The 26,916-nt window shown below is 63.4% G+C and carries 28 protein-coding genes, 1 other RNA gene and 1 pseudogene; 17 read left to right on the top strand and 13 right to left on the bottom strand.

Going from position 1 to position 26,916, the window contains the following annotated elements:
• The first annotated feature begins 158 nt into the window (after nt 1-158).
• Nucleotides 159-896, top strand: coding sequence for a 3-deoxy-manno-octulosonate cytidylyltransferase (locus AAFN84_RS00885; protein WP_347512458.1), 738 nt, complete (start codon nt 159-161; stop codon nt 894-896).
• On the top strand, nt 893-1,756 hold the full coding sequence (locus AAFN84_RS00880) for a prephenate dehydratase (protein ID WP_347512457.1): 864 nt from the start codon (nt 893-895) through the stop codon (nt 1,754-1,756). Before AAFN84_RS00885 ends, AAFN84_RS00880 begins: the two co-directional genes overlap by 4 nt.
• A gap of 40 nt (nt 1,757-1,796) precedes the next feature.
• On the opposite strand, the gene AAFN84_RS00875 is transcribed toward AAFN84_RS00880, so the two are convergent.
• The 5 genes from AAFN84_RS00875 to AAFN84_RS00855 all read right to left on the bottom strand — a co-directional run bounded on the left by AAFN84_RS00875 (nt 1,797) and on the right by AAFN84_RS00855 (nt 4,995).
• The gene (locus AAFN84_RS00875) at nt 1,797-2,348 is read right to left on the bottom strand and encodes a hypothetical protein (RefSeq protein ID WP_347512455.1); all 552 of its coding nucleotides are present in this window, start codon (nt 2,346-2,348) and stop codon (nt 1,797-1,799) included.
• A 303-nt stretch (nt 2,349-2,651) separates the two neighbouring features.
• A complete protein-coding gene (locus AAFN84_RS00870; RefSeq protein ID WP_347512454.1) occupies nt 2,652-3,068 on the bottom strand; it encodes a VOC family protein in 417 nt (138 codons plus the stop codon).
• A 34-nt stretch (nt 3,069-3,102) separates the two neighbouring features.
• A complete protein-coding gene (locus AAFN84_RS00865) occupies nt 3,103-3,438 on the bottom strand; it encodes a cupin domain-containing protein (protein ID WP_347512452.1) in 336 nt (111 codons plus the stop codon).
• 179 nt (nt 3,439-3,617) lie between these two features.
• Nucleotides 3,618-4,559, bottom strand: coding sequence for an NAD(+) diphosphatase (nudC, locus tag AAFN84_RS00860; protein WP_347512451.1), 942 nt, complete (start codon nt 4,557-4,559; stop codon nt 3,618-3,620).
• Nucleotides 4,560-4,572: 13 nt separating this feature from the next.
• Entirely contained in the window at nt 4,573-4,995 is a 423-nt protein-coding gene (locus AAFN84_RS00855) for an HIT family protein (RefSeq protein ID WP_347512450.1), read from the bottom strand.
• 121 nt (nt 4,996-5,116) lie between these two features.
• Here AAFN84_RS00855 and ffs point away from each other — a divergent pair.
• From ffs to AAFN84_RS00835, 4 genes and pseudogenes are all read left to right on the top strand, one after another.
• Nucleotides 5,117-5,214: signal recognition particle sRNA small type (gene ffs / locus AAFN84_RS00850), an RNA gene on the top strand.
• A gap of 123 nt (nt 5,215-5,337) precedes the next feature.
• Entirely contained in the window at nt 5,338-7,164 is a 1,827-nt protein-coding gene (locus tag AAFN84_RS00845) for a DNA polymerase III subunit gamma/tau (RefSeq protein WP_347512448.1), read from the top strand.
• A gap of 18 nt (nt 7,165-7,182) precedes the next feature.
• Nucleotides 7,183-7,506 carry a YbaB/EbfC family nucleoid-associated protein gene (locus tag AAFN84_RS00840; protein ID WP_347512447.1) on the top strand — a complete coding sequence of 108 codons (324 nt, stop codon included), beginning with the start codon at nt 7,183-7,185 and terminating at the stop codon, nt 7,504-7,506.
• A gap of 136 nt (nt 7,507-7,642) precedes the next feature.
• Nucleotides 7,643-8,134 (top strand): annotated as a pseudogene (locus tag AAFN84_RS00835) (cell wall hydrolase); the annotation flags it as partial.
• 149 nt (nt 8,135-8,283) lie between these two features.
• Here the strand turns inward: AAFN84_RS00835 and AAFN84_RS00830 are convergent.
• Entirely contained in the window at nt 8,284-8,793 is a 510-nt protein-coding gene (locus tag AAFN84_RS00830; protein ID WP_347512446.1) for a GNAT family N-acetyltransferase, read from the bottom strand.
• A gap of 114 nt (nt 8,794-8,907) precedes the next feature.
• Here AAFN84_RS00830 and recR point away from each other — a divergent pair, with 114 nt between their 5' ends.
• On the top strand, nt 8,908-9,513 hold the full coding sequence (gene recR, locus AAFN84_RS00825) for a recombination mediator RecR (protein WP_347512444.1): 606 nt from the start codon (nt 8,908-8,910) through the stop codon (nt 9,511-9,513).
• A gap of 28 nt (nt 9,514-9,541) precedes the next feature.
• Nucleotides 9,542-10,777 carry a lytic murein transglycosylase gene (locus AAFN84_RS00820; RefSeq protein ID WP_347512442.1) on the top strand — a complete coding sequence of 412 codons (1,236 nt, stop codon included), beginning with the start codon at nt 9,542-9,544 and terminating at the stop codon, nt 10,775-10,777.
• Nucleotides 10,778-10,781: 4 nt separating this feature from the next.
• On the opposite strand, the gene AAFN84_RS00815 is transcribed toward AAFN84_RS00820, so the two are convergent.
• A complete protein-coding gene (locus tag AAFN84_RS00815; RefSeq protein WP_347512440.1) occupies nt 10,782-11,972 on the bottom strand; it encodes an AI-2E family transporter in 1,191 nt (396 codons plus the stop codon).
• Between the two features lie 153 nt (nt 11,973-12,125).
• Between AAFN84_RS00815 and AAFN84_RS00810 the strand changes: the two genes are divergently transcribed.
• Both AAFN84_RS00810 and AAFN84_RS00805 read left to right on the top strand, forming a co-directional pair.
• Complete coding sequence (locus AAFN84_RS00810) at nt 12,126-12,650, top strand: protease inhibitor (protein ID WP_347512438.1); 525 nt, start codon at nt 12,126-12,128, stop codon at nt 12,648-12,650.
• Nucleotides 12,651-12,807: 157 nt separating this feature from the next.
• Nucleotides 12,808-13,194, top strand: a complete 387-nt coding sequence (locus AAFN84_RS00805) for a DUF6481 family protein (RefSeq protein ID WP_347512437.1) — start codon at nt 12,808-12,810, stop codon at nt 13,192-13,194.
• Between the two features lie 2 nt (nt 13,195-13,196).
• Here AAFN84_RS00805 and AAFN84_RS00800 read toward each other — a convergent pair whose 3' ends face one another.
• A complete protein-coding gene (locus AAFN84_RS00800) occupies nt 13,197-14,201 on the bottom strand; it encodes an LLM class flavin-dependent oxidoreductase (protein ID WP_347512435.1) in 1,005 nt (334 codons plus the stop codon).
• Nucleotides 14,202-14,237: 36 nt separating this feature from the next.
• Nucleotides 14,238-15,299, bottom strand: coding sequence for an Atu2307/SP_0267 family LLM class monooxygenase (locus AAFN84_RS00795; protein ID WP_347512434.1), 1,062 nt, complete (start codon nt 15,297-15,299; stop codon nt 14,238-14,240).
• A 151-nt stretch (nt 15,300-15,450) separates the two neighbouring features.
• Here AAFN84_RS00795 and AAFN84_RS00790 point away from each other — a divergent pair, with 151 nt between their 5' ends.
• Together AAFN84_RS00790 and AAFN84_RS00785 are read left to right on the top strand one after the other, a co-directional pair.
• Complete coding sequence (locus AAFN84_RS00790; protein WP_347512432.1) at nt 15,451-16,125, top strand: DUF1028 domain-containing protein; 675 nt, start codon at nt 15,451-15,453, stop codon at nt 16,123-16,125.
• Entirely contained in the window at nt 16,118-16,987 is an 870-nt protein-coding gene (locus tag AAFN84_RS00785; protein WP_347512431.1) for an N-formylglutamate amidohydrolase, read from the top strand. Before AAFN84_RS00790 ends, AAFN84_RS00785 begins: the two co-directional genes overlap by 8 nt.
• Nucleotide 16,988: 1 nt before the next feature.
• Here the strand turns inward: AAFN84_RS00785 and AAFN84_RS00780 are convergent, their stop codons facing one another.
• Nucleotides 16,989-17,459: a CAP domain-containing protein gene (locus AAFN84_RS00780; protein ID WP_347512429.1), complete on the bottom strand. Its 471-nt coding sequence runs from the start codon at nt 17,457-17,459 to the stop codon at nt 16,989-16,991.
• Between the two features lie 180 nt (nt 17,460-17,639).
• On the opposite strand from AAFN84_RS00780, the gene AAFN84_RS00775 reads away from it, so the two are divergent.
• Together AAFN84_RS00775 and AAFN84_RS00770 are read left to right on the top strand one after the other, a co-directional pair.
• The gene (locus AAFN84_RS00775; protein WP_347512427.1) at nt 17,640-18,605 is read left to right on the top strand and encodes an SPFH domain-containing protein; all 966 of its coding nucleotides are present in this window, start codon (nt 17,640-17,642) and stop codon (nt 18,603-18,605) included.
• Nucleotides 18,606-18,630: 25 nt separating this feature from the next.
• Nucleotides 18,631-19,092, top strand: a complete 462-nt coding sequence (locus tag AAFN84_RS00770; RefSeq protein ID WP_347512425.1) for an NfeD family protein — start codon at nt 18,631-18,633, stop codon at nt 19,090-19,092.
• Here AAFN84_RS00770 and AAFN84_RS00765 read toward each other — a convergent pair whose 3' ends face one another.
• Nucleotides 19,093-20,091 (bottom strand): KpsF/GutQ family sugar-phosphate isomerase, encoded by a 999-nt coding sequence (locus AAFN84_RS00765; RefSeq protein ID WP_347512424.1) that lies wholly within the window; start codon nt 20,089-20,091, stop codon nt 19,093-19,095. It abuts the gene before it with no gap.
• Between the two features lie 147 nt (nt 20,092-20,238).
• Between AAFN84_RS00765 and AAFN84_RS00760 the strand changes: the two genes are divergently transcribed.
• Nucleotides 20,239-21,810 (top strand): outer membrane beta-barrel protein, encoded by a 1,572-nt coding sequence (locus tag AAFN84_RS00760; protein ID WP_347512423.1) that lies wholly within the window; start codon nt 20,239-20,241, stop codon nt 21,808-21,810.
• 14 nt (nt 21,811-21,824) lie between these two features.
• Here AAFN84_RS00760 and galU read toward each other — a convergent pair whose 3' ends face one another.
• Nucleotides 21,825-22,706 carry a UTP--glucose-1-phosphate uridylyltransferase GalU gene (gene galU, locus AAFN84_RS00755; protein WP_347512422.1) on the bottom strand — a complete coding sequence of 294 codons (882 nt, stop codon included), beginning with the start codon at nt 22,704-22,706 and terminating at the stop codon, nt 21,825-21,827.
• Between the two features lie 207 nt (nt 22,707-22,913).
• On the opposite strand from galU, the gene AAFN84_RS00750 reads away from it, so the two are divergent.
• On the top strand, nt 22,914-24,140 hold the full coding sequence (locus tag AAFN84_RS00750; protein ID WP_347512420.1) for a lytic murein transglycosylase: 1,227 nt from the start codon (nt 22,914-22,916) through the stop codon (nt 24,138-24,140).
• Between the two features lie 43 nt (nt 24,141-24,183).
• Complete coding sequence (locus tag AAFN84_RS00745) at nt 24,184-25,392, top strand: DUF459 domain-containing protein (protein WP_347512419.1); 1,209 nt, start codon at nt 24,184-24,186, stop codon at nt 25,390-25,392.
• A gap of 27 nt (nt 25,393-25,419) precedes the next feature.
• Here the strand turns inward: AAFN84_RS00745 and AAFN84_RS00740 are convergent, their stop codons facing one another.
• Entirely contained in the window at nt 25,420-26,874 is a 1,455-nt protein-coding gene (locus AAFN84_RS00740; RefSeq protein WP_347512418.1) for a glutamate synthase subunit beta, read from the bottom strand.
• Nucleotides 26,875-26,916 lie beyond the last annotated feature (42 nt).

The following is a 26,916-nucleotide window of genomic DNA, read 5'->3' as shown; positions in this document are numbered from 1 at the left end:
TGCCCACCCCTCGTGCGCGCGCCAAATCCCCCGTGCGGTAGATGCCGGTGAAATCGCGCGGAAACTAGGTCTTTTGCTCGATCCTTGCAACACCTATAAGGGCCATTCCAAGTGAGACCTTTTGCCACTTTAGCGCTCGCGCCGAACCAGCCGGAACCATGTCGATCCTTGTCCTGATACCGGCGCGAATGGCCGCCACCCGCCTGCCCGGCAAGCCTCTGGCCGACATCTGCGGACGTCCGATGATCGTCCATGTTGCCGAACGCGCGGCGGCCGCCGGCATCGGAAGGGTCGTGGTGGCGACTGATTCGCCGCAAATCGCGGCAGCGGTATCTGCTCATGGCCACGAGGCTGCGATGACGGGCTCCGGCCACCAGTCGGGCTCTGACCGCATCTTCGAAGCGCTGCAGGCACTCGATCCGGACGGCGCCGTCGACATCGTCGTCAATGTCCAGGGCGACCTGCCGACGCTCGATCCGGCGCTGGTTGCCGCAGCGCTCAATCCGCTTGACGATCCGGCCGTCGATATCTCGACGCTGGGCGTCGAGATCGGTCGCGCGGACGAAAAGACCAACCCGAACGTGGTCAAGATCGTCGGCGCGCCGCTGTCGGAGGATCGTCTGCGGGCGCTGTACTTCACGCGGGCCACCGCACCTTGGGGTGACGGCCCACTCTATCATCACGTTGGCCTTTACGCTTACCGGCGTGAAGCGCTGGCCCGCTTCGTGGCACTCCAGCCCTCGACGCTGGAGAAAAGAGAAAGGCTGGAGCAGCTACGCGCGCTGGAGGCCGGCATGCGCATCGATGCCCAGATCGTCGCCACGGTGCCGCTGGGCGTGGATACGCCGGACGACCTTGAGCGCGCGCGCGAAATCATTGAAGGCAGGACGACATGACGAAGACCAACAGGATCTCCTTCCAGGGCGAACCCGGCGCAAACTCCGATACTGCGTGCCGCGACATGTTTCCCGACATGGAGCCCCTTCCCTGTCCGTCTTTTGAAGACGCCTTCAACGCCGTCGAAAGCGGCAAGGCCGACCTCGCGATGATCCCGATTGAGAATACGCTGGCCGGGCGCGTGGCCGACATCCATCACCTTCTGCCGGAATCCAGGCTACACATCGTGGCCGAGTATTTCCTGCCGATCCATTTCCAACTCATGGTACTGCCCGGGGTGAAGAAGGACGAGATCAGGTCGGTCCACAGCCACATTCACGCGCTCGGACAGTGCCGCAAGGTGATCCGCAAGAATCGCTGGAAACCTGTCGTTGCAGGCGACACGGCCGGTGCAGCGCGAATCGTCTCCGAGGAAGGCGACCGCTCGATGGCGGCGCTGGCGCCGAGGCTTGCCTCGACGCTCTACGGGCTCGACATCATCGAGGAGAACGTCGAGGATTCGGAAAACAACGTCACCCGTTTCGTCGTGCTTTCGAAGGAAAAGAGCTGGGCAAAGCGCACCAGCGCCGACCAGCTCATGATGACGACCTTCGTCTATCGCGTACACAACATCCCGGCCGCGCTCTACAAGGCCATGGGCGGCTTCGCCACCAATGGCGTCAACATGACGAAGCTGGAGAGCTACCAGCTCGGCGGCACGTTTTTCGCCACCCAGTTCTATGCCGACATCGAAGGCCACCCGGAAGACAAGAACGTTGCCCAGGCGCTCAAGGAACTGGCCTTCTTCTCGAAGGAAGTACGGATACTTGGCGTCTATGAGGCGAACGCCTTCAGGCTCAGCCAGATTCAGAGCGACTGATCGGCTGCGAGTCGGGTCCCAGGATGGATTTGAGCGTCCTTTAGAAGTTCACCGCGCCACGCAGCGTGCGCAGTTCTTCCTGTTCACCCCGATGGCCGCCCGCCAGAGTGCTTGGCAGAGGTGAATCAGCCCCGTCATTGGCCTGATCGTACCACGTCCGGCCATTGATCCAGCCGTCGCGATTCGTCGTGATCTGGGAGCGTTGCTGCTCGTCCTCTACGGCGTCGAGTTGAGGTCCGCCGAAAATGCGTTTGCGGAAGGCATAATCGACATACTTCCTCCAGAAGATCCCGTCGCTCCAGAATCGCTCGAAGACAGAGTATGTTTGATTCTTGCGCACGGCAGCCATCACGGCGAGGTCGCTGTCATGGTTGTTGATACCGTCTTCGCTATAGACCACCCCGATAAACCGCGTGGAAGGGTTGCGCACGATCAGATAGGCCGTGCGTGGACCGATTGTGGAAATGCTGCTTCGGAACAGCTTGAAACTTGCCAGCTTCTTCGACACGGTCGCCCGCGCGCTCGAGGAAAGTTCCTTGGTGCTGCCGGACCCCTTGATGATTGCATTCATCAAGTCTTCGTCCTTGGTCACGACGAACTGGGTACCGCGCTTTGTCTTGTTGAACATGTCTGCCTCGTTGGGGTCCGATCCCAATGGCAAGGGCGGGCCGGACTGTTCATGCCGCTACAATTGCAGGTTGTTTATTACCCTCAATGTCTGTCCCCTGCAATAATTTTGACCAATGCCTGATCACTTGGCTGTTGGGCGTTTGCAAGGTCGCCGTTGGCTGGAGATCAGGCATCGGTCAGATGACTGCAACCGGATCGGCGCGTGAACAACGCATCAATCTTCGACGTCACGCTGGATTCGGTCACGCAACAGATTAGTCCACGGCTACTGCTCGCTGGCCTGCATCGCGCTCATGTCCATCCACATCGGCTCGAATGTGTGCCCGTCGGGGTCAGCGAAGGCGCGCGAATACATGAAGCCGTAGTCCTGCGGCTCGCGGACGTCGGCCTGGCCACCCGCCGACGCGGCAGCATTTGTGGTGGCGTCCACGTCATCCCTGCTGGCGTGCGAAAGCGCGATCAGCACGCCGACGGCGTCGGCCGGATTGGCCAGTGGCCGCGATGTAAAGGTCGCGAAATAATCGCGTGTGAGAAGCTGGAAGAAGATCGTGTCCGACCAGACCATCTGGGCCGACTGGTCATTGCTGAACTCCTCGTTCCTGGTGCAGCCGATCGCTTCATAAAAGCGGACGGCACGGGAGAGGTCAGTCACGGGCAGGTTGACGAATATCAGCTTTTGCATGGGTAACTCCTTTCGGTTTCGACGAAATGCACGATCAGGCAGGTTGCTGCTGGATCGTGTCGCTGGGGTGAATGCAGACGAGTTCGAGGCGCCCCGACCCGACATTGACGAATTCATGCGGGATGTGCGCGGCGGCAACGACGATGTCGCCGGCCTGGGCGTAGGTGGTCTCCTCGCCGACCCGGAAGGCGGCTTCGCCGTGCCTCACGACCCAGGTTTCGGTATAGGGATGCATGTGCCTAGACGAGCCGTGTCCGGGCGCGGCATCGACGAGAAAGAACGAGACCGGTCCGCCCAGACTGCGACCCTCGAAGCGTACGGTCCGGCCTTCACCGGCGGCAGGTTCGGCATGACGAAGGACACTGAGCATTGGTGGACTCCTAGGCTGACCATTTATCTTGTCGAAAAGATATATGAGCGCAGATTAGCTTGCCGTCAAGATATTTATCTTTCTGAAAAGCTATTTTCTCAAAATGCCTGCTGGCCTGGGATTCGTTGAAACGTCGCGCTTGCAGAAAGCGCAGTCATCGAACGCCGGCTCGAGAGAAACTACCCGTTCGCCCAATGCCGGATCAGGTGGCTTGCGATTGCGCCAGGCGGCGGGATTGCGAGACCTTCCGCGTGCGTGCCTGCGATCATCGCCTGAACGTCGGTTCGGCTGAACCAGCGGCAGTCTTCGAGTTCCTTGCCGTCGAAGACGATGTCGTCGTTCAATGCTTCTCCGAAACACCCAATCATCAGGGAGTAGGGAAAAGGCCACGGCTGGCTGGCATGGTAGGCGACGCGCCCAAGCCGGATGCCGGATTCCTCGAGCGTCTCGCGCCGCACCGCCGCCTCGATGGTTTCGCCCGGCTCGATGAACCCGGCAAGGCAGGAATACATGCCGGCGCCGAAATGCGGGCTGCGGCCGAGGAGGCATTTTTCGCCACGGACGGTCAGCATGATCGCGACAGGGTCGCTGCGCGGGAAATGGTCGGCACCGCACGACGCGCAGGAGCGCTTGTAGCCGCCAATGCGCATCTGGGTTTCGCCCCCACAGCGGCCGCAGAAGCGATGGCTGTGGTTCCACGACAAAAGTGCCGCGCCCTGTGCCAGTTCGCCGAGCGTCTCTTCGCCGACAAGCCCTTGCACATAGACCGAACGGTGATCGATCGCCTTGATGGTTTCAGGCAGATCATCAGGCTCGATCGCGCCCGGTGCAATGACGACGGGCCCGAGGCTCGACATCCCCAGCAACACGGCGTGGTCGAGCTTCGCTCCCATCCGGCGCGCCTCGTCATGCGTGAAATATCCATCGAAGCGGCCATCACCGTTCAGCTTCAGATACAGGCGTCCGCCACGCGTCTGAAGTATCCGCACACGCGGATCGGCAAGCGCCAGTGGCAGCGCCTCTTCGGTGCGGTTCTCCGATTGTCGATCAATGCAATTGCCGGCGAAGCCGACGAATTGGCTCGGCTCGCGCTCCGGAGCATCGAAGAGTGAGAATGGCATGGAGACTGTAATCCTAGCGGGACAGGGAAGCCTTGATGGCGGCGATGAACTGGTGCAGGTCTTCGCGCCGGTAGGGCTCGCGCTGGCCGTATCCCCAGACCGGGCCGGGCCAGCCGGGGTCGCCCTCGTTTCGCGCGACGAGGTGGACGTGCAGTTGCGGCACGACGTTGCCGAGCGCCGCGATGTTGATCTTGCGGCACGACGTCGTTTCCTTGAGTGCCTTGCTCACCATGTCTGCCTCGAATGTCAGCATGGTCTGGTCGAGCGGCGTCAGGTCGTGGAGTTCGACCGCCCGCACCCTCTGCGGGACGAGCATGAGCCACGGCCAGCGACGGTCGTTCATGACGCGCAACTCGCACAAGCCGAGCCACATCAAGGGCTCAGTATCACGCTCGATGCGCGGATCGAGCTCGAATCCTGCCGTAACGGCGGGCATAAGGCATTTCCCCCTATCGTTGCGACGAAGCTAGAGGCAGGGCGGAATGCCTGCAAGCGAATCGTTGATCGGACGAGATCCGGCCTTGCAATCGCATCCTGAATTGCCGATATGGGACGTGGGAGGTTGGTGGTGGACGAGCCACTCGCCAACCGGGTCAGATCCGGAAGGAAGCAGCCCTAACGAGCCACGGCACGGGTCATCGTGCCAGCCTCCCACCCTTCCCTTTCCACTGGCACCATCGGCCGGGCCATCGAGCGCCGGTTGACGCCGCCGGTCCGAGAGGGCGAAACTCGGCGCTGCTAGGCAATGGCGCCACCGCAGGGAGCTGGTTCACGCGCGATGGAAACGAGCGGACGAGACGAGACCGGCAAACCAGCCGCCTACCGCGTGCTCGCCCGCAAATATCGCCCGCGTGACTTCACGGGGCTCATCGGCCAGGAGCCGATGGTGCGCACTCTCACAAATGCGTTTTCCACTGGCCGCATCGCGCAGGCATGGATGCTGACGGGCGTGCGCGGCGTGGGCAAGACCACCACTGCCCGCATCCTGGCGCGCGCGCTCAACTACAAGACCGATGCGATCGACCAGCCGTCCGTCGACCTGAGCGTCGCCGGCGTCCATTGCGACGCGATCATGGAAGGCCGACACGTCGACGTGCTGGAGATGGACGCGGCCTCCCATACCGGCATCGACGACATCCGCGACATCATCGAGCAGGTGCGCTATGCGCCGGTCTCCGCGCGCTACAAGGTTTACATCATCGACGAGGTTCACATGCTCTCCAATCAGGCCTTCAACGGCCTGCTGAAGACGCTGGAGGAGCCGCCGCCGCATGTGAAGTTCATCTTCGCGACCACCGAAATCCGCAAGGTGCCGATCACCATCCTGTCGCGCTGCCAGCGTTTCGACCTGCGCCGCATCGACGCCGCCCTCATCAAGCAGCATCTGGCGCACATCGGCGACCTGGAGGGCGTCGAGGCCGAAGACGAGTCGCTGGCGATGATCGCGCGCGCCGCCGAGGGCTCGATGCGTGACGCGCAGTCGATCTTCGACCAGGCGATCTCGCATTCCTCTGGCAAGGTGACTGCCCAGACCGTACGCGACATGCTGGGCCTGGCCGACCGAGCCCGCATTATCGACCTGTTCGAAACACTGATGAAAGGCGATATTGCCGCCGCACTCGGTGAATTCCGTGCCCAGTACGACGCAGGCGCCGACCCGGCAACGGTGCTGACCGAACTGGCCGAATTCAACCACCTCGTTACCCGCATGCGGTTCGTGCCTTCCGCCGCCGACGACGCGGCGTTGTCGCAGGACGAACGCACGCGCGGGCTGGAGATGTCCGGCGCACTGTCGGTCCGCGTTCTGTCGCGCACCTGGCAGATGCTCCTGAAAGGCATCTCGGAGGTCCAGACCGCCAACCGCCCGGTCAACGCCGCCGAGATGGTACTGATCAGGCTGGCCCACGCCGCTTCCTTGCCGACCCTCGACGAAGCATTGAAGATGCTGGACAGCGGCGCGCCGGCCTCGGGCGGCGTTGCGCCGCGCGGCAATGGCGGAGGCACGGCTCCGGGTCCTGCCGCGTCCGCCGTTGGCAGCGCCTTCATGCCCTCGTCCAATGGAGGAGGCGGGCAGACGATGCGGCTGGTAGCCTCGCAGCCTGCAGCGGAAGCACGGCCTGAAATCGAGCCCGCGCCCTCCATGCCGGAGCCCGAGGCAAAGGCGCGCATCAATGCGATTGCCGATATCATCGCGCTGGCTGATGCCAACCGCGACATGCGGCTGAAGGTGATGCTCAAGCAATATGTGCGGCCGGTGCGCATCGAGGACGGCAAGCTCGAAGTGGCGCTGACCGGCGACGCGCCCAAGACGCTGCTCAACGACCTTTCGAACAGGCTCCAGGACTGGACCGGCCGGCGCTGGGTAGTCTCCCTGTCACGCGAACAAGGCGGATCGACCCTGGCCGAGGTCGAAGCGGCGAAGCGCGAAACCGCATTTCTCGACGCGCGCAGCGATCCGGCGGTGGCGGCCATCCTGTCGCGTTTTCCGGGCGCGAAGATCATCGACGTCCGCATTCCCGACGCGCCTGAGGTGGACGAACTGGATGAGCCGGCCAACCAGCTCCCTGACCCCGGCATCGATAATGACGATGAAGAAGACATCTAACCAGTTTCGGAGACGACCATGAAAGACCTCCTCGGCATGATGAGCAAGGCGAAGGAAATGCAGTCGAAGCTGCAGGCCCTTCAGGAAGAGATCGCCTTGCTGGAAGAGACCGGCCAGTCGGGTGGCGGCCTAGTGAAGGTGACCCTTTCCGGCAAGTCGGAAATGCGTTCGCTGAAGATCGATCCGTCGCTCTTCAAGGAAGACGACGTTGAGGTGCTGGAAGATCTCATCCTCGCCGCCCACAACGACGCCAAGGCCAAGGTCGAGGCCGCGATGCAGGAAAAGTCGCGCGAACTGACCGCCGGTCTGCCAATCCCGCCCGGCATGAAACTGCCGTTCTGAGCAGCGGAAATCGACCTTGCCGTGGTCTGGCCGTCTGACGGCCATGCTTTTGCCTCAAAAATCCCTTTCCTGTTAGGCATCCGATGTGGCGGGGACCTTTCGGAGAGGGTTTAGTCTAGTGTACCAGAATTCCCGGATGCTGCGGCGTGCGCCGCTGTGCGTCATCGCTGTCTCGTTTGCCTTGACCGCTTGCACCCAGAGTGCGGATTTGCTCGACGGCATCACCACATCCTCGACAAGTGCGACGACGAGCCATAGCCATACGCCCAAAGAGCGCGAGTGCCTGGCCCGGGCGATGTTCTTCGAATCGAACCGTTCCAGCCGCGACGGGCTGGTGGCTGTGGGAAGCGTGGTGATGAACCGCGTTGAATCCGGACAATATCCGGAAACGATCTGCGGCGTCGTCGGTCAGAAGAACCAGTTCGCGCCAGGCGTGCTGAGCCGCCCAATGAACTCCAAGGCCCTGCCCGACGTCATGGCGGCTGCGGATTCAGTCCTCAAGGGCGAGCGCCACCCTGAAGTGAAGAACGCCAAGTTCTTCCACCAGGCAGGCCTGACATTCCCGTACAAGAACATGCACTACGTGCTCGAAGCTGGCGGCAACGCCTTCTACGAGAAACGCAGCCGACGCGCCGTGCAGACCGCGAAGGCCACGCCACCGGCGACGCAAAGCCAGCAGCCGAAGACGCCGGCTTTGGCCTATGACGAGATCGATCCCAATGCCGCCGATGCGATCGGCGCCCTGCTGGCGAGCCAGGAACGGCCGAAGATCACGGACTAGGCAAGCACCCGCTCCATTTCGACCGCGGGAATGAAGACGCCCTTCGCTGTCTCGACCTCGATGGGGCGAATGCGGCGGAAACCCGCCGACGCGTAGAATGGTTCGGCGGGAAGCGTGGACTGGCTTTTCATCAACATGATGCCCGCCGCTGCTGCCTCGTTGAGGCAATGGTCGAGCAGCGCCCGCGCTACGCCTTTGCGCAGATGCGCGGGATGCGTGGCAAAGTGGCGGATATGGGCGACGCCGTCGATGATGTCGCCCGAGCCGGGCTTCTGTCTCGTCCAACCGCCGCACCCGGCCGCCTCGCCGTCGATCTCCGCGACGAAATAGCTGCCGCTGGCAAGCAGCGCCGGATTGGCCCGGGCGATCGCCGGCATGGCCTTGCCGAGCACCTGAGGATCGTAGGAACCATCGTCCAACATGGCATAGGACGCCGCGATCAGCCGCTCCAGCGGATCGAGATCACCAGGTGTGGCAACACGGATCATCACATCGGTCCTGGGCATTCGGTGGCTCCATGGTTTCGTGCGTCGAGCCCGCATCACCAATTCTCTACCGAGACGATAGCGCACCACGACGCCGCCGCTACCCAATTTTGCCGTTCCCGGGTAAACCGGGCCATGTCCAAGCGAATCGCCGGTCCCGAAATCGAACGTCTGGTGCAGCTCCTTGCCAAGGTGCCGGGGCTCGGGCCCCGCTCGGCGCGCCGCGCCGCGCTGCACATGATCAAGAAGAAGGAGCAGCTTCTTGTGCCACTGGCTGCCGCGATGGGCGAGGCAGTCGACAAGGTGAGGGTCTGCTCAACCTGCGGCAATGTCGACACGTCCGACCCCTGCACCATATGCACCGATCCGCGACGCGACGGCGCGACGATCATCGTGGTGGAGGACGTCGCCGACCTGTGGGCGCTGGAGCGCGCCTCGGCGATCAATGCGAAGTACCATGTGCTTGGCGGAACGCTTTCGCCGTTGGACGGCATCCGGCCCGAAGACCTCAACATCGCGTCGCTGGTATCCCGCGTCGCGGAGGGCGGCGTCAGCGAGATCATCCTCGCGGTGAACGCAACCGTGGAGGGCCAGACGACGGCGCACTACATCACCGACCAGCTCGAGGGAATGGACGTGAAGGTCACCCGGCTTGCCCACGGCGTTCCGGTTGGCGGTGAACTGGACTACCTCGATGAAGGCACGCTCGCCGCCGCGCTAAGGTCGCGAACCGCCTTCTGACACTGAACGCCACTAGAAGAGGACGGATATGCGACGTTTCGCCCATGCCCTCTGCATCGCCATCGCCGCGGCGCTCACTCCCCTGCCAGCAGCGGCGCAGGATATAACGGCACAGTTCCGGTCATGGCTACAGGACGATCTGTGGCCTTCTGCGCGCGCTCGCGGCATCTCTGCCGAAACGTTTAATGAAGCGCTTGGCGGGGTCAGACCCAACCTCGACCTTCCCGATCTGGTAATGCCGGGCCAGACGGCCGATACGCCGCGTGTTCAGCATCAGGCGGAGTTCGGTGCGCCGGCCAACTATTTCGCCGAGAACATCGTCGGTGGTGTCACTGCAGGCGGACGCAGCCGTGCGGCCCGGCTGAAATCTGCCCTCGATGCCATCGAGCAGCGTTTCGGCGTGCCGCGCGGCATCCTGCTCGCCGTATGGGGACGCGAATCCGGCTTCGGCAATGCCAACATCCCGCACAATGCCTTCGAGGTGTTGGGCACCAAGGCGTTCATGGCGCGCCGCAAGGACATGTTCCGCGACGAAGTGCTGGCCGCGCTCGAAATGGTGCAGCGCGGCCTTGCAACGCCAGCGATGATGAAATCCTCATGGGCGGGCGCACTCGGCCAGCCGCAATTCCTGCCGACCTCCTATCTGAAGCACGCCTACGATGCCGACGGCGACGGCCGCGCCGACATCTGGAACTCGCAGACCGATACGCTGGCGTCGATCGCCAACTACCTGGCCAACCATGGCTGGGTGAAAGGCCGCGATTGGGGTTTCGAGGTGACGGTGCCCCAAAACGTCTCATGCGCGCTGGAGGGCCCGGACCGGGGCCGTCGCATCTCCGACTGGGCCGCCATGGGCGTGAGCCGCGTTGGTGGACGCGCATTTCCCGAGCACGAGGCACGCCAGGAAGGCTATCTGCTCATGCCTGCCGGGCGCTCCGGCCCGGCCTTCATCGTGACGCCGAACTTCTACGTGCTGAAGGACTACAACGAGAGCGACCTTTACGCCCTGTTCGTGGGACACGCCGGCGACAGGATCATGTATGGCGACCGGGCCTTCGTCGGCTCATGGCAGCGCATGCCCAGGATGCTGCGCTCCGACATCGCTGCCATGCAGCGCGGCCTCGAGCAACTCGGCTACGATGTTGGCGGCGCCGACGGACTGCCCGGTTTCCGGACCCGGCGTTCGATCGGCGAATGGCAGGCGAAGAACGGCCTGCCGCCGTCGTGCTTTCCCGATGCGTCGTTGATCGGCGCGCTGAGATAGAGCTCTATTTCCCGTTCTGGGCGATGCTTTTGGTTGCCACGGGTCCTGTCCCGGTCGCGACCGCCTGCCGCTCGCTGTCGTCGAAAGTCTGGTGCGCGGCCAGGAAATTGCCGACCGGCTGAAGCCGTTCGAAATGGTCGCAGAAAACCTTGATGACGACGAGGATCGGAACGGCGATCAGCGCGCCGATAAAGCCCCACAACCAAGACCAGAAGGCGACGGCGATGAAGATGGCCACGGCGTTGAGTTCGAGCCGACGGCCCACGATCACGGGCGTGACGATCTGTCCCTCGATGATGTTGCAGAATAGCACGAAGGTCGGAACGAGCATCGCGTAGCCGATATTGTCGAACGATATGATCGAAATGACGGCAACGATCGCGATCGTTGCCAGCGCACCAATATAGGGCAGGAAATTCAGGAGGGCCGCCATCACGCCCCAAAGCATCGGCGTCGGCATACCCAACACCCAGAGCCCAAGCCCGATGACCGTGCCGAGCGCGGCGTTGATAAGAGCGACGGTGAAGAGATAGCGGGAAACTTCGCGCTCGACGTCGTAGACGACCCGCAGCGCGCGCTTCTTGTCGCTCATCGTCGTGAACGACTGGACGATCTTTTCGTAGAAGAGCGTCCCGGAGCCAAGCAGGAATAGCGAGAGCACGAAGACGATCGCGATGTTGGTTCCGATGCTGAGCATGTTGCCGGCCGCCTGAGACAGTATCCCTGGCTGCTGCACGGAGACCCGCATGACGCCGGGATCGTCGACGGTTTCGGTGACCTCGTCGATTTGACCGGTGAACTCCATCAGCAGGTCATATGGACCTCGCAGGCGCTGAATCCGCTCCGTCAGCGTATAGCCGATCTGAGGCGCGTCATCGATCAGGTTCATCAGGGGCCCGCTCAGGAGATAGCCACCAAGACCGATGATGCCGGCGGAGCCGATCACCAGCGCCGTCGCCGAAAGCGGTGCAGGAATTCCACGACGCCGACCGAAACGCACGATGGGCGTCAGCGTCAGCGCGAACAGAAAGGCCAGGATGACGGGCATGAAAAACTCGCGCCCAAAAAAGAGCGCGTAGATGGTCAGGATGATGAAGATGCCAGTCACGGCAAACCCACCGCGCGCCGGCGGTGGCTGAACGACGATGGATTCGGGAAGGCTCGGCTCGGCATCGTCCGCGGCTCTCCTCTTCATGCTGATTTTCCCCCAATCGCGATCTTCATGAATGCGCGATCTAGCCGTCCGTTCCCGTTACTGTGAAGGATCGCTTGCAAAGTGTCACGTTTTCTGGATCGTTTGGACATCAGACGGTTTGGTCCAAGGCGGACGGCTCAGGAGGAGAAACACATGCAGTTCCTTTCAGTGGCGAAGATTGCCGCCGGTCTTGCGATCACCGGGACAATTCTGGCGGCGTGCGTGGTCGTCGAGGAAAGCCCTGGAATGCGGCCGCCTCCACCGCCAGGACGCGGCGGCGGCATCTGCACGCGCGAATACGCCCCGGTCTGCGGCGAGTATCGCGGACGCTTCCAGACCTTCGGCAATGCCTGCGTTGCCCGGTCCGAGGGCTACAGCATCGTCAGCCGTGGCGAGTGCCGTGGCGAGCGCCCCCGTCCGCCACGCGGCAATGAGCGCCCGCGCCCTCGCCCCGAGTTCGGCAATGATAGGCCGCGTCCTCCGATCCGGGGCGAGCGCCCGCGTCCGCCGGTTGAAAGAGAAAGGCCCCGCCCGCAAGTGGCGTGCACTCAGGATTACCGCCCTGTCTGCGCGCAGCGCGACAGCGACGTACGGACATTCGGCAACGAATGCTCGGCGGCGGCCGAAGGCTATCGCATGATTCGTCCCGGCGAATGCGGGGCCAATACCCGACCCTGAGGCGACCAGACTGCACCCGATGAACGCGTGCTCGCCTGTGCGCGCGTTCAATCTTTTGCGTCTTGATCGTATAAATCCGCCTTTTCGTCTTGAATTGCGCGGGGCGAGCCATCATTAAGACCGCTCAACGAAGTTCAAGCGACGCAGAAGGTACAAATTGGCGATATTCAAGGAAAAGGGCTTTGCCGAACGCCGGCAGTCCGCGGTTGAAGCGAGGAAGGCGCTTCTGGAGAGGGCAATGGCGAAGCTGCCTGACCCCAATGATCCCGAAGTCATCGCAAAGCAGGAAGAACGCAAGGCGGCTGCAGAGGCCAAGGCGCAACGACAGGCCGAACGCGAGCGTCAGAAGCGTGAGAAGGCTGAAGCCGAAATACGCGAGCGCGAGGAACGCGAAGCTGCCGCCAAGGCTGCAGCCGAGGCCGAAGCCAATGCGAAGGAAGAAGCCGAACGCAGCATGGTTTCGCGCTTGCTGGCAGACGAAGCCGATCGCAAGGCAAAGCGTGACGCCAAATACGCGGCCCGCAAGGCCCGCAAAGGCAAATAGCGTCAGGCGCCGGCTTCGACCGGCTGCTTCGCAACCTCGGACAGGATCTCGTACGACCGGACGCGCGCGGCGTGATCGTGAATCTGTGCCGTGACCATGAGTTCGTCGGCTTCCGTGCGCGCCAGGAACGCGTCTAGTTCCCGCCTGACAGTGTCTGGTGATCCGACGACCGCGCACGACAGGGCATGGTCGAGCATCGCCTTGGCGGCGGGCTCGATTTCTTTCGCGAACCCCGCTCGCGGCGGCGGCAGCTTGCCCGGCCTGCCGGTGCGCAGGTTGACGAATGCCTGTTGCAGAGACGTGAAGTGAAATTGCGCTTCCTCGTCGGTCTCCGCCGCCGAGACGTTCAGCCCCAGCATGACGTAAGGCCTGTCGAGATATTCTGACGGCTCGAACCGCGACCGATAGACATCCAGCGCCTCGTCCATCTGCGCCGGCGCGAAATGCGACGCGAAGGCGTAAGGCAGTCCAAGCATCGCCGCGAGCTGCGCGCCGTATAGGCTGGAGCCTAGAATCCAGACTGGCACCTCCAGGCCCGCCCCCGGCACCGCGCGCACGCGCTGTCCCGGCTCTTCCGGCTTGAAGTAGTGCAGCAATTCGACGACGTCGTTGGGGAACGTGTCCGCGCCTCCGCTCAGATTGCGGCGCAGCGCGTGGGCGGTGATCTGGTCCGTGCCTGGAGCTCGGCCGAGCCCGAGATCGATGCGTCCCGGATGCAATGCCGCAAGCGTGCCAAAGGCTTCGGCCACCATAAGCGGCGCGTGATTGGGAAGCATTATGCCGCCGGCTCCTACACGAATAGTGGAGGTGCCGGCAGCGACGTGGCCGATGACGACAGCGGTGGCGGCGCTTGCAATTCCAGGCATGTTGTGGTGCTCGGCGAGCCAGAAGCGCCGGTAGCCGAGCCTTTCGGCGTGGCGGGCGAGATCGAGCGTGTTGGCGAGCGACCGTGAAACGTCGCTGCCTTCTGGCACCGGAGAAAGGTCGAGAACGGAGAGCGGTATCATCCCACGGATATAGGATACCGCTCGCCTTTCACCAAGTCAGGCCTGCGCCAGCGCAGGCTGCTTCGAAGCGACGGCTTTTCTGACCTCGGGTGCAACCTTGGTGCCGTAGAGCTCGATCGCCTTCATGAGTTTCTTGTGGTCCATCACGCCGATCGCCATCTGCAGGACGAAGCGGTCAAAGCCGAAAATTTCATGGTTGGCGAGGATCTTGTCGGTCACTTCCGCTGGACTGCCAGCAAAGTTGGCGCCGCGCGGGCCTGCCGAAGCGGCAAACTGCTCCTTGCTCGTCGGCCCCCAGCCGCGCTCGCGACCTATGCGGTTCATCACGTCGGTGTGCGCCGGAAACGCCGTGTCGATCGCCTCCTGTGTCGTCTCCCCGACGAAGCCGTGGACGTTGATCGACGTCTTCAGCGTGGAGGGGTCCCGATCGAACTTGCGGGCGGCGTCGCGATAGAGGTTGAACAGGGGTGCGAAGCGATGGGGCTCGCCGCCGATGATGGCAAGCGCCAGCGGCAGGCCGAGCATTGCCGCACGCGCCACCGACTGCGGTGTGCCGCCAACGGCGATCCATATCGGCAGCTTCTCCTGTACCGGTCGTGGATAGACGCCGCGCCCCTCGATCTTGGGCGTGTGCTGGCCGCCGGGCCAATCGATCTTCTCGCCCTCGGTAAGCTTGATCAGCAGTTCGAGCTTTTCGGCAAACAGGGTGTCGTAGTCTTCCAGCGCATAGCCGAAGAGCGGATAGGATTCGATGAACGAGCCGCGACCAGCCATGATCTCCGCACGCCCGCCCGTCAGGTTGTCGAGCGTCGAGAACTGCTGGAAAACACGGATCGGATCGTCCGACGACAGCACCGAGACGGCGCTCGAGAGCCTGATGTTCTTTGTGCGCGTGGCAGCCGCCGCAAGCGCGACGGCCGGAGACGAGACCGCATAGTCGGGCCGGTGATGCTCGCCAAGACCGAAGAATTCGAGCCCGAGCTGATCGGCCAGTTCGATCTCTTCGACGAGGTTGCGCAACCGTTCGGCAGGGCTGACACGCACACCGCTCGCGGGATCGATGCCGACATCGGCGAAAGTATAGAGACCGAGTTCCATGTTCTGGCTCCTTGGGGTTCCGACACAGATAGGCGGTCCCTGCGGATGCACAAAGTGGAATCCGGTAAACAGTCCATCTCCGGGCGCGCAACAGGAACCATGCGCCGGACGCCTCGTTTCCGACCACGATGAACGCATCTCGAGGAGCAGAATGACCTTTTCCATCGTGGCCCGATGCCCGCGAAGCGGCGAGTTCGGCATATCCGCCATCACCGCACTGCCAGCTGTCGGCACGTTCCTCACTCACGCCGCCCCAGGCGCAGGTGCGGTCGCGACCCAGGCACGTCTCAATCCCTATCTCGGCATCGACGGCGTCCGCTTGCTGCAGAACGGCATGTCTGCCCACGACACCATAGAGGCGCTGAAGCAGACGGACCCGCGCATGGACCGGCGCCAACTTGGTGTCGTCGACCGCAACGGCGGGGCCTCGATCTGGACCGGCGAGAACTGCAAGGGGTGGGCCGGAGGCGAAACCCGCCAGGATTTGTGTGTGCTCGGCAATCGCCTTGTCGGTCCGCAGGTGATCGAGGCCTCGGTCAAGGCGTTCCTGGAGACGGCAGACCTGCCGCTGGTCGATCGGTTGGTCAAGGCGCTCGCAACCGGCATGTCGCTGGGAGGCGACCGCAAGGAGGAGCGCTCGGCAACCGTGTTCATCGTGGCTGCGGAGGAATATCCGCTTTGGGACATCCGCGTCGACGACCACGATGATCCAGTCGGCGAACTCAAACGGCTGCAAGGGGTGTTTGGCAGCCGGCTGCTGCCGCACATCAGGCGCATGGCGACCCGCACCAATCCGGCAGGCGTGTTCGAGGATGCCGATGTCTGAGGATGACGACAAGAGCTTGCCCGAGGCCGTGTCGGTCAGGAGGCCGCGTGGAGAAGCCCTGCCCCTGCTTTATGATTCGCCACACAGCGGACGCATCTATCCCGAAGATTTCGGCGCGGCTGTCCAGGAAAGACTGCTGGTCGGTGGCGAGGATAGGTTCGTCGACGATCTGGTGGTCGATGCGCCAAGTTACGGTGCCACGCTGGTAACCGCGCTCTTCGCCCGCACCTATGTCGACGTGAACAGGGAAGCGGTCGATCTCGATCCGCATCTACTGCCGGAAGACTGGACCGACGAGATCGCGCCCTCGATCAATTCGGAACGCGGGGTGGGATTGATCTTCCGCATGATCGGCGATGCCGTCCCGATCTACGATCGCACCCTGACCTCGCAAGAGATTCGCCGGCGGATCGACTACTACTGGCGTCCATATCACGACGCTCTCGAACAGGAGACCGCGCGGCTTCATGACCGATTCGGCGCGGTTTTCCATGTCGATTGGCATTCCATGCAAGCCGTCGGCAACGCGCTTGCGCCCGACCCCGGCAAGAAGCGCGCGGATTTCGTCCTGGGCGATCTCGATGGAGCGGCCTGCGATCCCGCCTTTACGAGTTATGTGGCAAAGACCCTGCGGGACCTTGGTTACACGGTCGCCGTCAATGATCCCTACAAGGGTGCCTACATCGTCGAGCGCTACGGCCGGCCGGCCGAGCAGCGTCATGTCATCCAGATCGAGATCAACCGGGGCCTGTACATGGACCACGGGACGCTCGACCGCACCGGAGGCTTCGCGACCCTTAAGGAGAACCTGTCCAGCTTCACCGCGACCTTGCGGGATTACGTTCGCGACCGCCTCTCCTAGGCTACTTCCCCAGCACCAGCGCCCAATAGCGGCGACCGTCGGCCGCGGGCGCGTAGGCAAGCCCGTAATGGGCGAAGCGGGTGTCGAGCATGTTCCGGCGATGCCCGGTCGAGGCCATCCACATTTCGAAGACGCGCTCCGTGCTCATATGACCGTGCGCGAGGTTTTCGGCGGCAGGCGCGGCAACCCCTTCCGCCTTCATGCGCGTGGCGAAATCGCGCCGCCATCCAGTCGTATGGTCCATCTTGCCGGCGCTCGCCATGTACTCCGCCTGGCGTATCGCCGCGTTCTCCAGCTTGGGGTCCGGCGAAAGCGGCCCGAGATCCGCCGAAGCGCGGATCTGGCTGAGATAAGCGTAACCGGATCCGGACGCGCCAGCGCCGCCGGACCCTCCTCCGGTTTGGCAGGCGACAAGAGACAGCGCGGCGAAAGCAACGACGATTGCCGCCGCGAAGGTTCCGGTTCGTTTCACATTGGTGCCCCATGCTTGATTCGCATGGTTCAATCGCCCACGATCGTGGCAACAGCCGGGCGGAACCGCAGCGCGGTGATTGTAACGCGGCACAAACCCGCTTAAGTCTGGGTGGGGCGCGCGTCGCGACCAGCGGGCAGGCCATCTTGCCTTCGGATCACAAACGCATTGGAGGGCATGATGCCGTTTACCGGCTTCGACATTTTCCTACCCGTTCTCGTCATACTCGTCCTGCTTCTCGTCTTCGCAGGTATCAAGACCGTCCCCCAGGGCCACAACTACACCGTGGAACGTTTCGGGCGATACACGCGCACCTTGTCCCCCGGCCTCAACATCATCGTGCCATTCATCGACCGGATCGGCGCGAAGATGAACATGATGGAGCAGGTGCTGGACGTCCCGACCCAAGAAGTCATCACCAAGGACAATGCCCTCGTGTCCGTGGACGGTGTCGCGTTCTACCAGGTTCTGAGCGCCTCAGAGGCGGCCTATCAGGTATCGGGGCTCGAAAACGCCATCCTCAACCTGACGATGACCAACATCCGCTCCGTCATGGGCTCGATGGACCTCGACGAACTGCTGTCGAATCGCGACGCCATCAACGACCGACTCATGCGGATCGTCGACCAGGCGGCGCAGCCGTGGGGCATCAAGATGACGCGCGTCGAGATCAAGGATATCAACCCGCCGACGAACCTGGTCGATTCGATGGCCCGGCAGATGATGGCCGAGCGCAACCGGCGTGCCGAAATTCTTGAGGCCGAAGGCCGCAAGCAGGCCCAGATCCTTGAAGCTGAAGGCCGCAAGGAGGCGGCGTTCCGGGACGCAGAGGCACGCGAACGCGCGGCGGAAGCGGAAGCACGCGCCACCCAGATGGTGTCGGAAGCGATCTCGCAGGGAGACCTGCAGGCGCTGAACTATTTCGTCGCGCAGAAATACACCGAGGCGATGGCCGCGATCGGTTCTGCACCCAACAGCAAGATCGTGCTGATGCCGCTCGAGGCGTCGTCGCTGATCGGTTCGCTCGGCGGCATCGGCGCGATCGTCAAGGAAGTTTTCGGCGAAGAGGCCACCAGGAACCGCGCCGCATCCCCGCGTCCGGCGTCTCGTCCTCCGGTTGTCGGGCCGGACGATCAGGCACGATAGGGCTCGAGCCGAGAGGGAGGCCACCATGTTTTCGCAATGGCTGTCAGACCTTGGCCCGTGGAGCTGGATGGTTCTCGGCGCGGTGCTCTTGGTACTGGAGATACTGGCGCCCGGCGTCTTCTTCCTGTGGTTCGGCGTCGCCGCGATTCTCACCGGCACGCTATCGTTCCAGCTTTGGGAGACGAGTTTCTGGATCTGGCAGACGCAGGTCGTGGTCTTCCTGGTGCTGTCGGTCGGCTCGGCACTTGTCGGGCGGCGCTTTTTCCCGAACAACACCTCGGACGATACCGACACGCCGCTTTTGAACCAGCGCACCCGTCAATTGGTGGGGCGTACGGCGGTCCTGGAGGAGCCGATCCTGGAGGGCCAGGGCCGCATCCGGCTGGGCGACACCTTGTGGCGGGTGACGGGTCCTGACCTTCCCGCAGGCGCGCGAGTCCGCGTCATCGATGCGGCGGGCGGCGACCTGAAGGTGGCTGCCGAATAGTCAGGCCGTGCCGATGCGCAGAAGGTCGTGCAGATGGACGAGCCCGACCGGACGCCCCTCTTCGACCACCATCACGGTGGTGATGGACGACGCGTTGACCATCTGCAGAACGGCGCCGGCGAGTTCATCCGGCTCAACGCATTTCGGCTGCCGCGTCATGACGTCGTCGACGCTCAGCGACATGAGATCGCCATCCATGTGGCGACGCAGATCACCATCGGTGATGATGCCCTCGAGCAGACCGTCGGCGGACAGCACCGCCACGCAACCGAACCCCTTGCGTGAAATCTCCAGGATCGCGTCGCGCATCCGGGTGCCACTGCCCACGACAGGCATCTCGTCGCCGGTGTGCATGATCTCGCCCACCTTGACCAAGCTCGCGCCGAGCTTGCCACCGGGATGGAAGGTGCGAAAATGGTCCGGCGTAAAGCCCCGCGCCTCCAGCAGCGCCACCGCCAGCGCATCGCCGACGACGAGCTGGAGCAATGCAGACGTTGTCGGCGCGAGGCCGTGCGGGCACGCTTCAGCGACCCTGGGCAGGGCGATCACGACGCTTGCCTCGCGCGCAAGCGCCGAATCCAGACCGGCGGTGACCGCGATAAGCGGAATGGCGAACCGGCGCGCATAGGCGACGATGCCTTTCAACTCCGCCGTCTCGCCCGACCATGACAGCGCGATGATGGCATCGTCCTGCGCGATCATGCCCAGGTCGCCGTGATTGGCCTCAGCCGGATGGACGAAAAACGCAGGCGTACCCGTCGATGCCAGGGTGGCCGCGATCTTCGAGCCGATATGGCCGCTCTTGCCGACGCCCGTGACGATCACCCGGCCGGATATCGCACCGATCAGGTCCACCGCCTTGGCGAACGGCTCCGCCAGCCCGTTCTCGAGTACCGCGGAAAGCGCGGCCAGCCCGTTCAACTCGGTGGCGACCGTTCGCAGCGCGGAGGCGGTGGCCGTACCCCTGTCGACGGGGCCTGTAAGGGTCTTTCTCAGCATGGCATGCCGATAGCGCTTCCCATGCGCACTGTCCAACGCTGTTTCAGCTTTGCCGAATAGCGGATAGCGATCAACCTTCCATTAACCAAGGCGATTTACGGTTCGGTAAAGTTTCGCGCATTCCGCGCCTCACCATTCCGGGCCACGATGGCATCAATCCTGCCGCATCACCGACTGTCCACACGACGCGCAAGGCTGCTCGCCTGCTCGGCGGCATGCCTGCTGCTGGTCGGCGGTATCGCCGGCGCCCAGCAGATTGGCGAACTGCGTGGCCCGGTCGCGGAAGAAGATGACATTGATGATCGTTCCGGCGAACGTGTCCGCTATCGCCCGGAGCCCACGGTGCAAGCCGAGCCGGTCTCCGAACTGGATGAACCGGACGAGCCGATAGGCTCAACCGTCGAAAGCGATACGGAAGAGCCGGCCTCCCCCTCCATCGAAGACGCAGAAGAGGTGGACGTCACCGAGGCTGCCAACGAACCCGCTTCGACGCTTGATTCCCTTGACGAGGATCGCAACACCCGCGCCCGGCGCGACAATGTGCGCACCGGCGCCATCGAGGGACTCGGCCGCCAGCGGGAGGAGAATCCCTATGCTCCGCTCGGCATCCGCGCCGGCAGTTTCCTGCTGACGCCGACGCTCGAGCAAGGCATGACCTGGACGTCCAACGCGTCGGCGGCGCCCGGCGGCAGCGAGGCGCTGCTTTCGGAGACCGGATTGCGGCTCAACGCGATTTCGGACTGGTCGCGGCACAGTCTTTCGATCCAGGCGGATGGCACCTTCCGCAAGACGATCTCCGGCGAGGAAATCGAGGAACTGGAGGGCGGCGCAAACGCCGATCTGCTGCTCGATCTCGGCGCCGGGTTCGAGGCACAGGCCGGACTTGGGTATCGCGCCCGTCCGGAGTCGGCCTCCTCGCCAGTTACGATCGAAGGCGTGGCGTCACGCCCGCTGCGCCAGACATTGACCGGCTCCGCCGGCATCGCACGCGATATCGGTCGGCTGCGCCTTGGCGTGACGGGAGACGTCGAGCGCGACCTTTACGGCGACGCCGAACTTTCCGATGGCAGCATCCTGTCTCAGGACGGTCGCAACACCACCTTGGCCACGGTTGCATTGCGTGCCGGCTACGAGATATCGCCGGCGCTGCGTCCCTTCGTCGAAGGCGAGATCGGCCGGCGCCTCTACGACGAGGAGGTGGACGCGCTGGGCTATGCCCGCTCGGCGGATCGCTATGCGTTGCGCGCCGGATTGGAACTCGACCTGGGAGAAAAACTGACCGGCGAGTTTTCCGCCGGCTGGCTCACCGAGCGGCCGGACGACGAGCGGCTCGATGCCATTTCCGCGCCGACGATCGCTGCCAACGTGACGTGGTCGCCGCTGCGCGGCACGGTCGTCGAACTGAACGGCACGACGACGGTCGAAAGCACCTCGCAGTCCGACTCCAGCGGATCGCTGCTCTACGCGGGAAGCCTGGCAGTGACACGGGAGATGCGCGCCAACCTGACGGGGCGCGCGCTGATCGGCCTCGACTGGCGCGACTATGCGGGCTCCAGCGAGAACGAGATGATCCTGCGCGGCGAGGCCAGCCTGACGTGGTGGCTGAACCGTTATGCCGGCGTCACCGCGCGTGCAAGACACGAAATCCAGCGCAGTTCACTCGCTGATCGCGACTACGACGCGACCAGCATCTATCTCGGCATGACGCTACAGCGATGATCTCCGGCCGCGGCCTAGTCGCGCGGCCTGCCCAGCGCCTTCCCGATCAATCCCTCCACCACTTCGCGCAGTTCGGGCTTCTGCAGCGCGAAGGCAAGGTTGGCTTCGATGAACCCTTCCGGTGACCCGCAGTCGTAGGTGTTGCCACGGTAGTGATAGCCGAAAAGGGTCTGCTCCTTGCCCAGCCGCAGCATCGCGTCGGTGAGCTGGATTTCGCCGCCCGCCCCCCGTTCCTGGTTCTCCAGAAGCTGGAAAATCTCCGGCTGCAGGATGTATCGGCCATTGATGTAGAGGTTCGTCGGTGCCGTACCCTTGGCGGGCTTCTCGACCATTCCGGTGATCTCGAAGCCGGTATGCAGTTCCGCACCCTTGGCGACGATGCCGTATTTGTGGGCCTCATCGGGGTCGCATTCCTGTACGCCGATGACATTGTTGCCGGTGCGGCGATACAGTTCCACCATGCCTTTCATGCAGCTCTCTTCCGACTGCATGATCATGTCCGGCAGGAGAAGCGCGAACGGCTCGTTGCCGACGAGGTCGCGCGCGCACCACACCGCATGTCCGAGCCCGAGCGGCTCCTGCTGGCGGGTGAAGCTGGTCTGGCCGGGCGCTGGCTGCATGGTGCGCAGCATCTCTAGCTGGTCGGTCTTTCCGCGCTGCTCCAGCGTGTCGTAGAGCTCGAACTGGATGTCGAAATGGTCCTCGATCACGGCCTTGTTGCGCCCGGTGACGAAGATGAAGTGCTCGATGCCTGCCTCGCGCGCCTCGTCCACCACATACTGGATGACGGGTCGGTCGACGACGGTCAGCATTTCCTTGGGAATGGCCTTGGTTGCCGGCAGGAAGCGTGTTCCAAGTCCAGCGACAGGAAACACCGCCTTTCTCACTTTTCTCATCGTGTGCTATGGTCCCGTTTCTCGAAGGCGTGAAATGGCGTACGCGACATATGTATGCCGCCTTTGATGAACATCATATCAAATCAGTTACATTTCGGAGTTTTGCAAGCAAGCCGAAGGCATCGTCAGGGGTGATATGGTAAACCATTTCCTAACTTCCGTGGCCGATGATTGGTTCCCTCAAGCGATAGCAAAAAGGAGGCATCCATGACCGCTCGGGCATCATCAAGACGTTTGACCGCGTATCTGAAGGCCACCCTGGTTGCCGCCGCGCTCGCCACGCCCGCTGGCCCGGCTTTCGCCGACGCGCAGTTCCAGCGTTGGATCAGTGAATTCAGGGGTGTGGCGGCAAATAGCGGCATCAGCCGATCGACATTCGACACCGCCTTCGCGGGGATAACCGCACCCGATCCGGAAGTGTTGAAGCTGGCGAGCAACCAGCCGGAATTCAATGCGCCCGTCTGGCAGTATTTCGACAATCAGATCACCGACGAATCCGTGTCCAATGGCCGCGCGATGGCGCGGCAGCATGGACGCACGCTCGACGCGGTCGAGCAACGCTTCGGCGTCGATCGGAATATCGTGCTGGCGATCTGGTCCGTCGAATCGCGTTATGGCGAAGCTCTGAAGAACGACCGGATAATGCGCAGCATCGTGCGCTCCTTGTCGACGCTCGCCTATGCGGACAGGCGCCGCCAGAAGTTTGGGCGCCAGCAACTGATCGCCGCGCTCAAGATCCTGCAGACCGGCGACATAGACGCCAGTCATCTCACCGGTTCGTGGGCCGGCGCCATGGGCCACACTCAGTTCATTCCGACCAGCTACCAGGCCTGGGCGGTCGACCTCGACGGCAACGGCAAGCGCGATGTCTGGAACTCGATTCCCGACGCGCTCGGCTCGGCGGCAAACCTGCTGCGCGACAATGGCTGGAGGCCGGGCCATGCATGGGGCTACGAAGTGGTGCTGCCTCAGGGGCGGAAATTCCCTGCCGGACGCCTGTCTCTCGCGCAATGGCAGGCAATCGGCGTCGTGCGGGCGAATGGACAGGCCTATCCGCGTCCCGGCGACCAGGCCGAGCTGAAAGTGCTCGAAGGCCGTGAGGGGCCAGCTTTCCTGGTCCTGCACAACTACAATGTCCTGAAGCGCTACAACAACTCGGACCGCTACGCGCTCGCCGTCGGCCTTCTTGCCGACCAGATCGCGGGCTATGGACCGCTTAGCCGTGACTGGAACCGGCCGTTCACCCGGCTTTCCTTCTCGGAAACCCAGGAGCTCCAGAAGCATCTGAGCGCCAATGGTTACTACAGCGGCGAGATCGACGGTCGCATCGGCCCCGCTTCACGCGACGCCATCAAGGCGATACAAAGCCAGATGGGAATGTCTCAGGACGGGCATCCGAGCAAGGAGTTGCTGTCGCGCCTGAGAGACCGGTAGACGTCGCCCTCGCCGCGGCGTCATGGCACGAACTGGACGTCGCATGAGCGCATTTATTCCCGCATCCAGCCGCATTCTGCGGTTCCTGTTCATCGCCCTTGCCCTGGCGATGGCGGCGCCCGCTGGCGGCGGCTTTGTCGGCATTGCCCATGCTCAGCAGGCCGGCGAGCGCTCTGGAGGCGGGATTTTGCGCTTCCTGTTCCAGCGCCGGGACCGGCAGGACCGCGTCGCGCCGCAGGCAACGCCGCGCCGTGAACCCGCACCCGTGCGACGGTCGCAATCGACGACGCCGAGCCCACCCCCGGCACCCAAGGTGGAAAAGGCGGAAGACGCCAAGCGCGTGCTCGTTGTGGGCGACTTCATGGCCAGCGGATTGGCAGATGGACTGGCCGAAGCCTTTGCCGAGGAGCAGGACGTGATCGTGGTGGACAGCGCCAACGGATCGTCGGGGCTCGTGCGTGACGACCACTATGACTGGCCCGGCAACATCGGGTCCGTGCTCGAATCCGAGAGCCCCGACATCGTCGTCGTGATGATCGGCTCCAACGATCGCCAGCAGATGCTGGTTGACGGCAATCGCGAACAGCCGCTTTCCGAAGCGTGGCTCAAGGAATACGAGCGCCGCGCGACCGCACTTGCAAAGGTCATCCGCGACAAGTCCCTGCCGCTGATCTGGGTCGGAAACCTGCCCTTCCGTCCCGGCGCCATGTCCTCGGACATGATCGCCTTCAACGATGTGTACCGCCGTATCGTGACCGATGCGGGGGGTGAATATGTCGACGTCTGGGAAGGCTTCGTCGACGAGACCGGGGCCTTCGTGGCCAATGGACCGGACATGAACGGTCAGCCGGCACAATTACGCGCCAGCGACGGCATCAATGTCACGCGGCAGGGCCGGCGAAAGATCGCATTCTATGTCGAAAAGCCGCTCGATCGCCTGCTCGACATCGACCCGCAGGAACCCGGCGCGATTGGCATCGGGCCTGACATGCTCAACGGCATTGTCCCATTGGACGGCGAGCCGGTCGAGATCGACCGTACGCTCCCGATCGCCATAGAGGACCTCGGCGGCGGATCATCCGGGCTGCTCGGTGCGGTCACCACGCCGACGAGCGGCAAGGCGAAGACCGCCGCGGAACGGCTTACACATGACGGCATCGCACCCGAAGCCCGGCCAGGTCGGGCCGACGACTTCGTGGTCGGACGTCCACCGCAGCCGAGCCCAGAAACGACGACGGCCGTGACGCCGTAGCGCACGGCCAAAGTCCAACCGGTTCGTTCAGCGCGGCAGTACCGTCGATCCCATCAGGAACTTGTCGATCGCATGAGCGGCCTGGCGGCCTTCGCGGATCGCCCAGACGACCAGCGACTGGCCGCGCCGCACGTCGCCGGCGGCGAACAGCTTGTCCATGTTCGTCTTGTAGTCGCGATCGTCGGCGACGACGTTGGTCGAACGGCGGGAATCCACGTTGAGCTGCAGCTTGCCGTCGAGCTCCTTGGTGACGCCATCGGAGATCGGCCCGGCAAAGCCAATGGCGATGAAGGCGAGATCCGCGCGGATGATGAATTCGGTGCCGGCGATGGGCTTGCGCCTATCGTCGACCTCGCAACACTTGACGCCGGTCAGGACTCCATCCTCACCGATGAATTCCAGCGTGGCGACCTGGAATTCGCGCTCCGCGCCTTCCGCCTGCGACGACGAGGTACGCATCTTCGTTGCCCAATAGGGCCATACCGTCAGCTTGTCTTCCTTTTCCGGCGGCTGCGGGCGGATGTCGAGCTGCGTCACGCGCACCGCGCCCTGCCTGAATGCCGTTCCCACGCAGTCAGACGCCGTGTCGCCGCCGCCGACGACCACGACATGCTTGCCACCGGCCAGGATCGCTTCGGAAGCCCATGCGACGGACTGGATGTCCTCGCCACCGACGCGGCGGTTCTGCTGGACCAGATAGGGCATGGCGTCGTGCACGCCCGCAAACTCGACGCCCGGAATACCCGCCGGGCGCGGCGTCTCGGAGCCGCCGCAATAAAGAACCGCGTCATACTCCCCAAGCAACTCGGCGACGGGCTTGTCGACACCGACATTGACGCCGCAGAAGAAAGTGACGCCCTCGCCTTCCATCTGCTTCACGCGCGCGTCGATGTAGTGCTTCTCGATCTTGAAGTCGGGTATGCCGTAGCGCATCAGCCCGCCAGGCTTGGATTCGCGCTCGTAGACATGGACCTGGTGGCCGGCGCGGCCGAGCTGCTGTGCGGCAGCCATGCCGGCAGGGCCGGAACCGATCACGGCGATCTTCTTGTCGGTGGTGACGGCCGCGGGCATCGGCCGGACATAGCCGGTCTCGTACGCCTTGTCGGCGATTGCCTGCTCCACCGTCTTGATCGCGACGGGAATGTCCTCGAGGTTCAGCGTGCATGCTTCCTCGCAAGGGGCGGGGCAGATGCGGCCGGTCCATTCAGGGAAGTTGTTGGTTGAATGGAGATTGCGGATCGCGTTGTCCCAATCGCCATTGTAGACGAGGTCGTTCCAGTCCGGAATCTGGTTATGCACCGGGCAGCCCGTCGGCCCATGGCAGTAGGGGATGCCGCAATCCATGCAGCGTGCCGCCTGCTTCTGCACTTCGTGATCCGACATCGGCAGGGTGAATTCCCTGAAATGCCGGATACGATCGGATGCAGGCTGGTACTTTTGGACCTGCCGGTCGATCTCGAGAAAACCTGTTACCTTACCCATTCTAACCTCCAGCCTCGGGAGGCGGCCTGCGCGGCCGGCCTC

Source organism: Mesorhizobium sp. CAU 1741, from assembly GCF_039839275.1.
In the GTDB taxonomy this organism is placed as follows: Bacteria; Pseudomonadota; Alphaproteobacteria; order Rhizobiales; family Rhizobiaceae; genus Aerobium.
Note: the sequence above shows the minus strand (reverse complement) of the source record. Positions and strands in the feature narration are given on the sequence as shown.